The organism is Paraburkholderia sp. EG287B, from assembly GCF_040965595.1.
Classification (GTDB): Bacteria; Pseudomonadota; Gammaproteobacteria; order Burkholderiales; family Burkholderiaceae; genus Paraburkholderia.
The window spans coordinates 404,299-417,873 of the sequence record NZ_JBFRCG010000004.1 but is presented as its reverse complement, the minus strand read 5'-3'; the positions used below and the strand labels follow the sequence as shown (position 1 = coordinate 417,873).

General features: G+C 61.7%; 10 protein-coding genes. 2 read left to right on the top strand and 8 right to left on the bottom strand.

From position 1 onward, the window contains the following. Nucleotides 1-2 precede the first annotated feature (2 nt). The 4 genes from AB4Y40_RS09430 to AB4Y40_RS09415 form a co-directional block, all read right to left on the bottom strand. On the bottom strand, nt 3-1,712 hold the full coding sequence (locus tag AB4Y40_RS09430; protein ID WP_368687448.1) for an FAD-binding protein: 1,710 nt from the start codon (nt 1,710-1,712) through the stop codon (nt 3-5). After that, entirely contained in the window at nt 1,712-3,070 is a 1,359-nt protein-coding gene (locus tag AB4Y40_RS09425) for an SRPBCC family protein (protein ID WP_069268808.1), read from the bottom strand. Before AB4Y40_RS09425 ends, AB4Y40_RS09430 begins: the two co-directional genes overlap by 1 nt. 178 nt (nt 3,071-3,248) lie before the next feature. Beyond that, nucleotides 3,249-4,181, bottom strand: a complete 933-nt coding sequence (locus tag AB4Y40_RS09420) for an electron transfer flavoprotein subunit alpha/FixB family protein (protein WP_368687447.1) — start codon at nt 4,179-4,181, stop codon at nt 3,249-3,251. Between the two features lie 2 nt (nt 4,182-4,183). Then, nucleotides 4,184-4,933 (bottom strand): electron transfer flavoprotein subunit beta/FixA family protein, encoded by a 750-nt coding sequence (locus AB4Y40_RS09415; protein ID WP_069268810.1) that lies wholly within the window; start codon nt 4,931-4,933, stop codon nt 4,184-4,186. A gap of 137 nt (nt 4,934-5,070) precedes the next feature. Between AB4Y40_RS09415 and AB4Y40_RS09410 the strand changes: the two genes are divergently transcribed. Together AB4Y40_RS09410 and AB4Y40_RS09405 are read left to right on the top strand one after the other, a co-directional pair. Further along, nucleotides 5,071-6,096 (top strand): NAD(P)-dependent alcohol dehydrogenase, encoded by a 1,026-nt coding sequence (locus AB4Y40_RS09410; protein ID WP_368687446.1) that lies wholly within the window; start codon nt 5,071-5,073, stop codon nt 6,094-6,096. A 17-nt stretch (nt 6,097-6,113) separates the two neighbouring features. Next, the gene (locus tag AB4Y40_RS09405; protein WP_342947375.1) at nt 6,114-6,896 is read left to right on the top strand and encodes an SDR family oxidoreductase; all 783 of its coding nucleotides are present in this window, start codon (nt 6,114-6,116) and stop codon (nt 6,894-6,896) included. A 127-nt stretch (nt 6,897-7,023) separates the two neighbouring features. On the opposite strand, the gene AB4Y40_RS09400 is transcribed toward AB4Y40_RS09405, so the two are convergent. From AB4Y40_RS09400 to AB4Y40_RS09385, 4 genes are all read right to left on the bottom strand, one after another. Further along, nucleotides 7,024-9,507, bottom strand: coding sequence for an RND family transporter (locus tag AB4Y40_RS09400; RefSeq protein ID WP_368685191.1), 2,484 nt, complete (start codon nt 9,505-9,507; stop codon nt 7,024-7,026). A 12-nt stretch (nt 9,508-9,519) separates the two neighbouring features. After that, nucleotides 9,520-10,584: a WD40/YVTN/BNR-like repeat-containing protein gene (locus AB4Y40_RS09395; RefSeq protein ID WP_368687445.1), complete on the bottom strand. Its 1,065-nt coding sequence runs from the start codon at nt 10,582-10,584 to the stop codon at nt 9,520-9,522. 125 nt (nt 10,585-10,709) lie between these two features. Then, a complete protein-coding gene (locus tag AB4Y40_RS09390) occupies nt 10,710-12,071 on the bottom strand; it encodes a DUF1329 domain-containing protein (protein WP_176732938.1) in 1,362 nt (453 codons plus the stop codon). Between the two features lie 144 nt (nt 12,072-12,215). Continuing rightward, the gene (locus AB4Y40_RS09385) at nt 12,216-13,565 is read right to left on the bottom strand and encodes a DUF1329 domain-containing protein (protein WP_069266532.1); all 1,350 of its coding nucleotides are present in this window, start codon (nt 13,563-13,565) and stop codon (nt 12,216-12,218) included. Between the last annotated feature and the right edge of the window lie 10 nt (nt 13,566-13,575).

Below are 13,575 nucleotides of genomic sequence, written 5' to 3'. Positions count from 1 at the left end.
TCTCACCAGATTTTTGGCGCGCCGCTTGCATGGAGCGCCGCGATATAACCAAATACGAACGACGCGCCGATACTGCTGCCGGCACCGGGGTAGCAGCGGCCGACCACGGATGCCGTGCAGTTGCCGGTGGCGTACAGGCCGGGAATCTGCGAGCCGTCTTCCCTGAGCACGCGAGCGTATTCGTCGGTCACGAGGCCGCCCGCCGTACCTACGTCGCCGGGGTACATGCGCACGGCGTAGAAGGGGCCCTCTTCGATCGGCCCGAGGTTCGGGTTCGGCTTGATAGTCGGGTCGCCATGACAGCGATCGAATGCGCGCGAACCACGCCCGTAGTCTTCGTCGACGCCCGTTTCGCAGAAGCCGTTGAAGCGCTCGATCGTTTTGAGCAGACCAGCGCGGTCGATATGGCATTTCGCGGCCAGTTCTTCGAGCGTATCGGCCTTGATCATGTAGCCGCTGTCGAGCCACTTCTCAGGAATCTGCCCCGGCATGGCGGTGCCCCACGGGTAATACTTGCGCTGCCGGCTGTCCATGACGACCCACGCGGGCACGGCCTTGCCGGTCTCCTTGTGGCGCTGGTACATGCGCTGGCCGATTTCCATGTAGGCGCCCGCTTCGTCGCAGAAGCGGGCGCCATCCTGATCAACCATGAGGGAAAACGGCAGCGAGAGGTCGAGGTGATGCATAAACGGCAGCGGTGAACCGTCCGGCGCGCGCGCGCCCTCGGGCAGTTCTTCGTTGGGGCCGAGCGACGTCACGACCCACCACGCCTCCTCCATGCAGTCCACGGCGCCGCCGAGCGCGATGGCGGCTTGCAGGATTTCGCCGGTATCGCCCGGATTCGCGTTCGTCCAAGCCGCCGATGAAGGCTGCGGCTGGTATTTGCGGCGCATTTCCGCGTTGTGCGAAAAGCCGCCGGTGTTGAGCAGCACGCCTTCGCGAGCCTGGATGCGCATTTCGCGGCCGCTGCGGACCGCAACGATGCCGGTCACGCGCCCGTCCTCGACAATGAGTTCGCGCACTGGCGTGTCGGTCCAGATCGGCACGTTCGCACGCAACGCCATCTGCAGCATGCGCCCCTGAATTGCCGCGCCGTTGGCAACCAGCTCTTTGCCCGTGATCTTCTGATACAGCATGCGGCCGCCAAGCTGCATCGCCTTGCGCTTGCCGCCCCACGTGCGCTTCATCAGAAAGAGTTGCGGATATTCGTCCGAATTGGCCGGCATCGAAGGGCCCTTGTAGCGCGACAGACGCGGCGCCCATTCGCCCAGCTCCTTCACGTCGAACAGCTTTGCCAGCAGCGAACGGCCACGCGGCTCGCCACCGGGCAGCGTGTCGTAGTAGTCGGACCAGCCGTCCGCGTACACGAACTGCATACCCTGCTGTTCGAGGAACTCGGCCATCTTCGGCCCCGTGCGCAGATACGCCTCGCGTCGCGCCTCCGATGTGCCCGGGCCTTGATAGGTAACCGCCGCGTCGAAGTACTGACGCGCGCGTTCATACGAATCGCTCACGCCGTGGCGCTTCATCACGTGATTGTTAGGCAGCCACCAGACCCCTCCCGAATAACCGGTCGAGCCGCCGACCCTCGGCAGCTTCTCGATGATGAGCGCATCCTTGCCCACCGACTTGCAGGCAAGCGCAGCGCACATCGAACCGCCACCGCTGCCGACCACCACGAAATCGTAGCTAGCGTCCCAGGTCCCCGACATCACTCCTCCTGCGCGATGAATTCGCGCAGCGCGCGATGGAAGTTCGACACCGACGTTTCCTGCAGCGGATTCGTGCGCGAACCCTTGAACCCGCGCGACTTCATGCCCTGCTGCACGTTGGTCATGTTCTGGAAGTCCTGCCACAGGATCAGGCCGAAGTTTTCCTGCGCGTTCTCTTTCCAGTCGTCCACGCCGTAATAGAACTCACGCTTCAACGGCGGCTCCGCACCCGGCGCGAAGCGCTGAAGCGACCAGATGTCGTAGATGCACGAATCGGGGTTGTCGCCGTCCGGCCGCGCACGATAGAACAGCGCGCCATCGGGGTACGGGAGAAACACGAGATTCGGAAACACGTGCCAGTCCGCACCCGCGCGACCGAGCTGCTCGAACGTAATCTCGGGCCAGCCCGCACCTTCTGCGATGGCCGCTTCGCGCTGGAACTCCATCGCCTTCCCCAAGACTTCGAACTGGTTGCCCGACGGCGACATTTCGTGCATCAAACGCTTCGCGGCTTCATAGTCGCGAGCCGTGTTGATCGCCTTGAGCGTTTCTTCCATGACGCGGAAGAAGTTCACGAGACCCTGGCGCACGTCTTCAGGCATGGGCTTGCCAGTGCGCGGCGACGGCGCGCCGATCATGCGCGTGGCCGTCGAGTACCCGAACATGCCGTGGCGGCCGTAGGCGAAGCTGCGCGTTACGTCGTCGCCGGCAACGTCGAGCAACTGCGGATGCGTTGCGGCAACGTGATAGCCTTCGTTGAACGCTTCGAGTGCGACCTTCCAGTTGCACGGCAGGCGAATCGACTTGTACCAGCGGTAGCGCATCTTCTCGAACTCGAAGCAGTTCGTGATCTCCGGCACCGGATCGAGGAATCTTGCGAGCGGTTCGGCGTTCGGATCCATGTTGATGAAAACGAAACCGCCCCACGTGTCCACCAGAACGTCGGTGAGACGCAGATCGCCATCGGCCATTTCCGGGCAGCCTTCCCAGTCTTGCCGGTCGAGCACGCGCGCCACGCTGCCGTCCAGATTCCACTGCCAGCCGTGATAGGCGCAGTGAAACTTCGCGGCCTTGCCGCAACCGTTGGTCAAGCGGCGCCCGCGATGCTGGCAGACGTTGAAAAAGGCCTTGATTTCTTCAGCCGACTTGCGCACGACGATGATCGACTCGCCCGCCACATCGAAAGTCACGTAGTCGCCGACGTTGGGAATCTCCTCCAGGCGGCAGGCGACCTGCCACACGCGCGGCCACAGGCGCTCGTTCTCCCGCTCGAGAAACTGCTTCGACAGGTAACTGTCCTTCGGGACGAAATCGAGTCTGACCGTGTGCGCACCCGAATCGGGACCTCTGTTACCCATGGATATCTCCTTGATGTGGCCGGCGTAGGCGCCGGTTCCGGCTTTTTATGTCGCGGCCGCTCGTTTTGCAGCCCGGTCGGTAACCAATATGCAACTATCGGTGCAATTTTCGTGAACGGCGTTCAGATGCTAGGCCTGCGCCCGGATTGCTGTCAATCCGGACGAACGTCAATCGAACTCAATCGAGCGCCGCGGTCAGTGCGGGTACCGCTTCGAACAGATCGGCGGTGAGACCGTAATCGGCCACCTGAAAAATCGGGGCTTCGCTGTCCTTGTTGATTGCGACGATGACTTTCGAGTCCTTCATGCCCGCAAGGTGCTGAATAGCGCCGGAGATGCCGACAGCGACATACAACTGGGGCGCGACGATCTTGCCGGTCTGCCCGACTTGATAGTCGTTCGGCACGAAACCGGCATCGACGGCCGCGCGCGAAGCGCCGACGGCCGCACCAAGCTTGTCCGCGAGCGCATCGAGCAGCTTGAAGTTATCGCCGTTCTGCATGCCGCGACCGCCCGAAACGACGATATTCGCCGCGGAAAGCTCCGGGCGGCTCGACTTCGTGAGTTCCTGACCGACAAAACGAGCCCTATCGAAGGCCTGTGCCGTGGCAATCGCGCGCGCGGGCGCGGTGCCCGAACCGGTGGCCGCCGCATCGAAAGCGGTCGGGCGGATCGTGAGGACTTTGATGGCATCGGACGATTGCACCGTTGCGAGTGCATTGCCCGCGTAGATCGGACGCACGAATACATCGGGCGCCCTGATGGCGACGACATCGGAAATCTGCGCGCTGTCGAGCAACGCCGCCACGCGGGGCATGAAGTTCTTGCCCACGGCCGTCGAAGCGGCAATCACATGCGTATAGCCGCTGGCAAGTGAAACAACGAGAAAGGCGAGATTTTCCGGCAGCGCGTGCGCGTACTCGGGTGCGTCCGCCACCAGCACCTCGGCGACGCCGGCAATGCTGGCCGCTTGCTCCACCACGGCCGCGGCGCCGTGGCCCGCCACCAGCACATGAATGTCGCCGCCCGCTGCGCCCGCCGCCGTGACGGCGTTGAGCGTGGCGCGCTGCAGGGTTGCGTTGTCGTGTTCGGCGATTACGAGAATAGTCATGATCAGATCACCTTCGCTTCGTTGCGAAGCTTTTCAATCAGCGCTGCAACATCCGGAACCATTACGCCGCCTTTACGCGCCGGCGGCTCAGTCACTTCGAGAACCTTCAAACGAGGCGCGACGTCAACGTTCAGCGCCTCGGGACTCAGCGTCTCCAGAGGTTTCTTCTTCGCCTTCATGATGTTGGGGAGCGTCACATAGCGCGGGCTATTCAGGCGCAGATCGGTCGTGACCACCGCTGGCAGATCGAGCGCGACACGTTCAAGACCACCGTCGATCTCACGTGTAACGAGCAGTTGCCGCTCGTCTACTTCCGTCTTGAACGCGAATGTCGCTTGCGGCCAGCCGAGCAATGCGGCGAGCTTTTGACCGGTTTGACCAGCGTCGTTGTCGATGGCCTGCTTGCCGAGCAACACCAGCTGCGGGTTTTCCCGCGACGCAACGGCGCTCAGCAGTTTGGCGACTGCGAGAGGCTGCAGGTCGGCATCGCTTTCGACGAGCACTGCGCGATCCGCCCCCATGGCGAGCGCCGTGCGCAACACCTCCTGCGATTGCGCAGTTCCCGCCGATACCACGACGACTTCACTCGCAATACCCGCTTCCTTGAGGCGCACCGCCTCCTCCACCGCGATCTCGTCGAACGGGTTCATGGCCATTTTCACGTTGGCCAGATCGACGCCCGAACCATCGGCTTTCACCCGCGGTTTCACGTTGTAGTCGATCACGCGCTTCACCGCGACCAGTATCTTCAATTTGACGCTCCGAACGCTTTGTTGAACAATGTTCTATATTCTGAACTCATCTTTTTGCGGCTGTCAACGAGAAGAATGAACAAGGCGTCATTCGGCAACGAATTTGGCGCTCTCGTTCACCACCATGGAGACAACGAATGAAGCTCTATCGATGCGAACGTTTTGAGGGAATCTCAGGCCTGGCGCTACGCGAGGAACCCGATCCACCGCCGCCTGGCGCGCATGAGGTGCTGGTGCAGGTCAACGCAAGTTCACTGAATTTTCGCGAGCTGTTGCTGATGAACGGCGCATTTCGCGACTGGATGGCGCCCAACTTCATTCCCGCCTCGGACGGCGCCGGCGTCGTGCTTGCAGTCGGTTCTGGCGTTCGGCGTTTCAAGCCCGGCGACCGGGTGATGGCGAATTTCGCGGAAAACTGGCATGGCGGCGCCCGCCCGCAACACGCGGATATGCTGGGCCGCGGCGCGATAGTCGAAGGCATGCTGCGCGACAAGGCGGTGCTGAACGAGGAGGAACTGGTTGGCGTTCCGGATCATCTCTCCGACGAGGAGGCTGCAACGCTGCCTTGCGCCGCCGTCACCGCATGGAACGCGTTGTGCGGGCATGCGCCCCTTCTGCCGGGCCAGAGCGTCCTCGTGCAAGGTACCGGCGGCGTATCGATTTTCGCGCTGCAGCTTGCGCGTCTGTTCGGCGCTCGCGTGATTGCCACCTCGTCGAGCGATGCGAAGCTCAAACGCCTCGCGCAATTAGGCGCCGACGCCACCATCAACTACCGCGAAACGCCGCAATGGGACGACGCCGTGTTGCGCTTGACCGATGGACTGGGCGTCGACGTCGTCGTCGAGGTGGGAGGCGCGCAAACCTTCGGCAAGTCCGTTGCCGCCACACGGGATGGCGGCCGAATCAGCGTCGTGGGGCTGCTAACCGGCGCGCCCTCTCCGGGCGAGGGATTCTTCACGCGCGGCCTGTCGATCGCGCCGATCCGCGTCGGTTCCCGTCAGGATTTCGAAGCGATGAATCGCGCGATCGGGCTGCACAAACTGCGGCCCGTAATCGACTCGGTTTATGACTTTGCACATGTACCGGATGCGCTGCGGCACCTCGAAAGCCAGCAGCATTTCGGCAAGATCGTCATTCGCCACCCGCAAGCAGCCACTGCATGATCGATGGGAGTCAGACTATGAAACTGTTTTCACTGGAAGGGCAGATTGCGCTCGTCACCGGAGCGTCACGCGGGCTCGGCTTCGCCATGGCAAGTGCGTTGGCGTCGGCGGGTGCGACCGTCATTCTTTGCGCGCGATCGCGCGAGAGTCTGGAAACTGCCGCGGAATCGATCAGGAAGACGGGCGGCAGCGTCGACGTGGAACCGTTCGATCTCACGGATCAAGACGCGATCAGAAGCGGCGTACGCAACGTCCTTGCGCGTCATGGACGCATCGACGTCCTGCTCAACAATGCCGGCATTTGCGAATGGAGCGATTTTCTTCAGTCGAACGTTGAAATGTGGCAAAGGACGATGGATACCAACGTCACGGCCGCGTATCTGCTCGCGCAGGAAGTCGCTCGTCCCATGATCGAACGCGGGCACGGACGCATCATCAACGTGGGTTCCTACGTTTCGGTGCTCGGCCGGGAGAAGCTCCAGGCATACGTGGCCAGCAAGCACGCGGTCGCCGGGCTCACGAAATCGCTCGGCGCGGAGTTGGGCCGCCACGGCATTCGTTGCAACGGTATCTGTCCCGGCTATTTCCTCACCGATATGGCCGAGCCCGTTACATCGAATCCGCAAATGAAGGAGATCGTCCGCTCGCATATCTCGGTTGGACGCTGGGGGAACCCGGAAGAACTCGGCGGCGTAGCCGTGTTTCTCGCCTCCGAGGCCAGCTCCTACATGAATGGCCAGATGCTGATGGTGGACGGCGGCGTCTCGGAGATCCTGAGCTTCTCGATGTCCGTGGTGTAGGCCTGCCCAGCACCGTCCGCCCCGACGTTTCCTGACTTGCACGCAATTCGGCCGCCATCTTCGCAGATGGCGGCCCGCCACATTCTTTCTGCGGGCAGTGCCGCGTAACGCGGCACATGCGACACGGTCACGACCGCAGGGTCACCTCGCCACTGCGGGCTTCGACCTGCGACGAACCCTTCGCCGCGGCTTTCGCCACTGCCTTGCGGGTGATCCCTTGCAACAGGAAATGCGACAGCGCCGGGATCAGGATCAGCGCACCGATCATGTTCCACAGGAACATGAACGTAAGCAGGATGCCCATATCGGCCTGAAACTTGATCGGCGAGAATGCCCACGTCACCACCCCCGCGGCCAGTGTCACACCCACCAGCGCCACCACCTTGCCCGTGAACTGAACTGCGTGGCGGTAGGCCACCTTCAGCGGCTGCCCTGTGCGCTGGTACGCGAGCTGCACGCTCAGCAGGTACAGCGCGTAGTCCACCCCGATCCCGACCCCCAGCGCAATCACCGGCAGCGTCGCCACCTTCACGCCAATACCCAGCTTGACCATGAGCGCCTCGCACAGCACCGACGTAATGCCGAGCGGAACGACCGCCACCACCACCGCGCGCCAGCTGCGGAACGTGATGAAGCACAGCAGGATCACCGCCGCGTACACCATGAACAGCATCGTGCGGTTCGCCTTCGCAACGACCACGTTCGTCACCGCGTCAATACCCGCCGAGCCCGCCGCCATCAGGAACTGGTGGTCCGCGTCACTGTGCGCCTTCGCGAACTCCTCGGCCACCTCCATCACCCGCGAGAGCGTTGCCGCCTTGTGGTCCGTCAGATACGCAATGACCGGCGCCGTACCGCACGTCTGGCTGATCAGGTCCGGATGGTCCAGCAGGATCTGCCAGACCGTCTTGTTGATGATCGACGGCACACGATCGATCGTGTACCACTTCGGATAGCCCTCGTAGAAGCCCGAGGTCATCCAGCGCGTCAGGCCACCCACCGAGGTCGTCGTCTGCACGCCCGGAACGCCGCGCAGTGCGGTCTCGAGGCGGTCCGCCTCCAGCACGAGCGGGAAGTTGTTCGCGTCGCAGGTGCCGTGCGACGACTTGCCGACCACCACGAACAGATCGCTCGACAGCCCGAAGTGCGCGTTGATGTACGCGTTGTCGAGGTTGTAGCGCGAGTTCGGGCGCAGCTCCGGTGCGCCGCTATCCAGGTCGCCGATCTGCAGGTGCTGGCTGATCGACCAGCCGACTGCCGTGAGCGCCGCCGCGCACACGATCGCGCCCACCGCCCAGCGGCGCTCGGTGAACCGGTCCAGCAGGTTCCAGAGCGCACCCGCGGACGAGGTGCCGCGTTCGTCGTTCTGCTCGCCACGCACGCTGCGACGTGCCGCCGACGGACTCACACCCACATACGAGAGCAGCACCGGCAGGAGCAGCAGATTCGTGAAGACAAGCACGCCCACGCCCACGCTCGCCGTGAAGGCCAGGTCCTTGATCACCGGAATGTCGATCACCATCAGCACGGCGAAGCCGACGACGTCCGCGAGCAGTGCCGTGAGTCCGGCCAGGAAGAGCCGCCGGAACGTATAGCGCGCAGCCACGTAGCGGTGCGTGCCGCGCCCGATGTCCTGCGTGATGCCGTTCATCTTCTGCGCGCCATGCGACACGCCGATCGCGAACACGAGGAACGGCACCAGCACCGAATACGGATCAAGCACGTAGCCGAGCGTGCTGATGATGCCCAGCTGCCAGACCACGGCGATGAGCGAGCAGGCCACCACCAGCAGCGTGCTGCGATAGCAGCGGGTGTACAGAAAGATCACGGTGAGCGCAATCGCCGCGGCGATACCAAAGTACATCGCCACCTGCTTCAGACCCGCGATCAGGTCTCCGATCAGCCTGGCGAAGCCCACCACGTGCACGCGCACCTCGCCCCGGCCTTCGGTCTTGATGACCTCGTCGATCTGGCGCGAGAGCTTTGCGTAGTCAAGCGCCTTGCCCGTATCGGCGTAGTGGTCCAGCAGCGGCAGCTGGATCATGCTCGAATGCAGGTCGTTGGATACGAGGCTGCCAACGATATTGGCGCGCGCCACGTTCGTACGCAGCTGTGTAATCGCCTGAGTCGAACTGTCGAAGCCGTCCGGCATGACGGGACCGCCCGCGAAGCCCTTCTCGGTCACCACATTCCAGCGCACGATCGGCATCCACAGCGATTTCACACCCGGGCGATCAACGCCTGGAATCAGGAACAGGGCATCGTTGATGCGACGCAGTGCCGCCAGGTACTTCGGATCGTAGATGTCGCCGGAAGGATTCTCGACGACGATACGCAGCGAGTTGCCGAGTCCCTTCAGGTCCGCCTTGTTGGCAAGATAGTTCTTGATGTACGGATGCGAGAGCGGAATCATCTTCTCGAAACTCGCATTGACATCGAGCCGCGTCGCCTGAAACCCGAGCACCGCGGTGATGATCGCGCAGATGATCATCAGCCAGGGACGCCGGTTGAAGATCAGCCGCTCGAGCGCATTGCCAGAACGCGAATCGAACTGGGCAAGATCCGCCACGACGGGCATTTTGTCGAATTGGGCATTGTTGCCGCCAGCCATGTCTGCTCCCCCTTATTGCGACTTCGCCAATGTGACGCGCGTCAGGCCTGCTGCGCCGGCCAGCACCGCGGTGTCGTCGCGCAGCGCCATGGCGAAGACCCCGCCCGGCTGGCTCGCGCCCAGTGTGTGGAACGTTGCGCCCTGATCGGTGCTCTCGAGCAGTTCGCCGGCCTGCGTGGCCAGCAGCAGACGACCATTCGGGAGCTCGGCTGAGGCGAGGATGCTCGCGCCGGTTGGCAGCGTGATTTTGCTCCAGGTGGCGCCGCCATCGGTGGAGCGGTAAGCGTTGCCGAGCAGGCCGTACGCGACCATCGCGTTGCCAGCCGCGGCGAGTCCGAAGAGGCTGCCCTTCGACGGCGAGGACATCGCAACGAAGCGCTGCCTGTCGGGGTCGAGTTTGAGCAGCAGCCCCTGCTCGCCCACGATATAGAGCGTCCCGTTAATACGCCGCATCGCATGCAGGTTCAGGGCGTCCGGGTTGTCGACGCGGTCAAACCATGGAACCCAGTTCTTGCCGCCGTCTTCGGTATGGAAAATGATGTTGAACGAACCGATGACCCAGCCCGAGCGCTCGTCGTCGAACCAGACGTCGAGGAAAGGACGTCCGCCCTGGTCGGCCACGAAGCGCTGGGCCTCCTCGCGCGAGGCCTTCAAGTCCGGCGAATCGCCCCGCTGCTGCGCGTAATAGTCGGTCATCAGCTTCGCGGCCTGCTCGCCGTCAAGCTGGCGCGTCCAGGTATTGCCGCCATCGGCCGTATGGAGCACTTCCCCATCGTGTCCGACCGCCCAGCCCAGCGTCGAGGACTTGAAGGTCACCGCAACAAGATCGGCGCTCACTGGCACGTTCACCTGGCGCCAGTGCGCCGCGTCGTCGTCCGAGACGAGAATGACGCCGCGTGGCCCCACCGCGACCAGTCGCTGGCCGGCCTGGGCAACGGCCATCACGGGTTCGTGTGCAGCGCGTGGGTTGGTGATTGCCGGCGAGTGCATCGGGTCGGCAAACCCCGCATAAACCGCACTGCTCGCGAGGCCTGCTGCCGCCACCAGGGCGAGCCAACGAAACATGGTATTGCGCATTGCGTCTCCTTCACAGTTACTGCCGATCGACTCCGCGAGCTGTCCTGGGCTTTATGTAATTTTGGCGTGCAGTGCCGGGTCGAACCGGCACTGCAAGTTTGCTGCGCTTACTGCTTTACCGCCTGCTACCGGATACCGCTTGACTGCATGTGCTCCGGCGTAAAGAAGTCATGCGAAAAGCTGCTATTGAAGAAGACGCCCGGCGATTCGGCCGGATGGCTTCCGAAGATATACACACCGCTATTGAAGTCGTAGAACCAGTTGCCCAGCGAATACGGCACTTTGTAATCGTAGGCAGGCACCGTGGTCTGGAAACCCCCACGATAGAGCTTGCCCGACTGGTCGTACGCGTCCATCATTCCGCCGCCGCCGTCCTCGTCGAAGTACATCGTCTTCTTGCTGTAGATGTGGCGCGAGCCCGGCTTGAGCGTCAATTCCACAACCCACACCCGGTGCAGTTCCCAACGCACATCGTCGGGATTCACGAAATGCGGCGTCAGGATCTTGCTCGCAGGCGTCTCGTACTGTTGCTTGTAGTCGTTGTACGGGATGTACATCTCCTTCTTGCCGATCAGCTTCGCATTCCAGCGATCGATCTTCCCGTAGAACAACTGAATGTCGTCCATCGTGATCGCGCCCGAGTAGCCGGGGTTCGGAGTGTCATAGGCCAGGTCTGGCGCGACTCGTACGCGACGCTGACCGGGGTTGTACTCCCACGATTGCTGGTCGTGATCCGCAGTGTCCGTGAAGAACCAGTAAAGCGTGGTATCACCAATCATTCGCGCCGGCGCTACGAAATCATTGTTGATGTACTGCCAGACGGCAGTGCCACCCTTCTTCTTGAATGCATCTTCCTGCTTGAGGTCGAAATACGGGTAATAAATCGAACTCTTGAATTGCGCCGCGAGGATCGGCGTGCCGCTGGTGTCGACGAGCCACGTCTTTACGTTGTTGCGCTGCGCCGTACCGACGTAGCGCAGTTCCCAGTCCCACATCGCTTCCTGCCCATTGCTGGGCACAGGAAACGGTTTTCCGCCGAATGCATCTGCCACGAACAGACCGTTCTTTTCGAGCTTCGCACTCTGCGCATTCTTTTCCGAGTTCGCCAGATACCAGTCCGGGTACGAGACGGAACGGTGCGTCGGGTAAACATCCATGCGGTACGTCGGGTAGCGCTTGAACAGCTCGAGCGAACTGGCACTCAATTTGTCGGCGTATTGCTGGTAGTTTTGCGCCGTTATCTGCATCGTCGGCTTCTCACCGGCAAACGGATCCGCCCACTTTCCCGAGTCGGGCTTAAAACCCGCCGGCGCCTGCGTAATTCCGCCCGTGTACGCAGGAATCGTCCCGTCCTTGCTGCCGGCAATTTGCGCGCCGAATGGCGTCATCCCGTTCTCGAGCGCGCCAGCCATCGGCGCCATGCAAACAGCCGCCGCAAATGCGAGCGCCTTCATCAACATCAGGTGCTTCTTCAAAGCCTTCACCATCCCTTTCCTGATTAACTCAGAACCAAAAGCAACAACGCTACTTTCGATACCCAACACCCATGTAGAACTTCGTTGCCGAAGCGTCCTGCCCGGCGGGGCCACGCAGGACGCTACTAATTACCTCACTCCTGCATCGGCAGGCAATTAGCGCACACCCGCAGACTGCATGCGTTCCGGCGTGTAGTAGTCGGACGGGAAGCTCACGTTAAAGAGAATCCCCGGCGTCTCGGCAGGGTGACTGCCGAAGATGTAAATGCCGCTATTGAAGTCGTAAAACCAGTTGCCGAGCGAATACGGAACCTTGTAGTCGTAGGCGGGCACCGTCGTCTCGAATCCACCACGATAGAGCTTGCCCGACTGGTCGTAGGCGTCCATCATCCCGCCACCGCCATCTTCATCCAGGTAGAGCATCTTGCGGCCGTAGACGTGGCGCGCACCCGACTTGAGCTTCAGGTCAACGACCCACACACGGTGAAGCTCCCAGCGTACGTGATCCGGATTGACGAAATGCGGTGTGAGGATCTTGCTCGCCGGCGTTTCATACTGCTGCTTGTAGTCGTTGTACGGGATGTACATCTCCTTCTTGCCCACGAGCTTGGCGTCCCAGCGATCGATCCGTCCATAGAACAACTGGATGTCATCCATCGTGATTGCCCCCGAATACCCGGGGTTCGGCGTATCGTAGGCCAGATCCGGCGCCACCCGCACACGACGCTGCCCCGGGTTGTATTCCCAGGACTGCTGATCATGATCCGCCGTATCCATGAAGTACCAGAAGAGGGTCGTATCGCCAATCAAGCGCGCCGGTGCCGCGTAGTCGTTGTACACGTAATACCAGTTTGCGAGGCCCGCTTTTTTCCGGAATTCATCCTCCTTCTTGATATCGAAGTACGGGTAATAGAGCGAGCTCTTGAATTGCGCCGCAAGGATCGGCGTACCACTCGAGTCCACCAACCACGTTTTCACGTTATTGCGTTGGAGCGTACCGACGTAACGCAACTCCCAGTCCCACAACGCTTCCTGCCCATTCTTCGGCACCGGAAACGGCTTTCCGCCAAATGCTCCAGATAGGTAAAGGCCGTTCTTTTCAAGCTTCGCGGTTTGAGCGTTCTTGGTGGAGTTCTCCAAATACCAGTCGGGATACGAAACGCTGCGGTGAGTCGGATAGACATCCATCCTGTAAGTCGGATAGCGCTTGAATAATTCGATTTCCGACGCACTTAATTTGTCCGCGTATTGCTCGTAGTTTTGTGCCGTGATCTGGAGAATGGGTTTTTCACCGGGAAACGGATCCGCCCATTTTCCTGAGTCCGGTTTGAATGCGGCCGGAGCCTGCGTGATGCCCCCGGTATAGGCAGGAATTGTCCCGTCCTTGTTTCCTGCGATCTCGGCGCCAAACGGCGTCAATCCGCTATCGGCGGCTAGCGTGTATGGCGAAGCCCAGATTGCCGCAAGAACCGCAAGCGCCTTAAGAAGCTTTGGGAATCTTTTCACAGCTGTCTCC

What these genes read in the sequence shown, in the direction of transcription:
- AB4Y40_RS09430 (WP_368687448.1), bottom strand. Translation starts at nt 1,712, where the DNA reads ATGTCGGGGACCTGGGACGCTAGCTACGATTTCGTGGTGGTCGGCAGC.
- AB4Y40_RS09425 (WP_069268808.1), bottom strand. Translation starts at nt 3,070, where the DNA reads ATGGGTAACAGAGGTCCCGATTCGGGTGCGCACACGGTCAGACTCGAT.
- AB4Y40_RS09420 (WP_368687447.1), bottom strand. Translation starts at nt 4,181, where the DNA reads ATGACTATTCTCGTAATCGCCGAACACGACAACGCAACCCTGCAGCGC.
- AB4Y40_RS09410 (WP_368687446.1), top strand. Translation starts at nt 5,071, where the DNA reads ATGAAGCTCTATCGATGCGAACGTTTTGAGGGAATCTCAGGCCTGGCG.
- AB4Y40_RS09405 (WP_342947375.1), top strand. Translation starts at nt 6,114, where the DNA reads ATGAAACTGTTTTCACTGGAAGGGCAGATTGCGCTCGTCACCGGAGCG.
- AB4Y40_RS09400 (WP_368685191.1), bottom strand. Translation starts at nt 9,507, where the DNA reads ATGGCTGGCGGCAACAATGCCCAATTCGACAAAATGCCCGTCGTGGCG.
- AB4Y40_RS09395 (WP_368687445.1), bottom strand. Translation starts at nt 10,584, where the DNA reads ATGCGCAATACCATGTTTCGTTGGCTCGCCCTGGTGGCGGCAGCAGGC.
- AB4Y40_RS09390 (WP_176732938.1), bottom strand. Translation starts at nt 12,071, where the DNA reads ATGGTGAAGGCTTTGAAGAAGCACCTGATGTTGATGAAGGCGCTCGCA.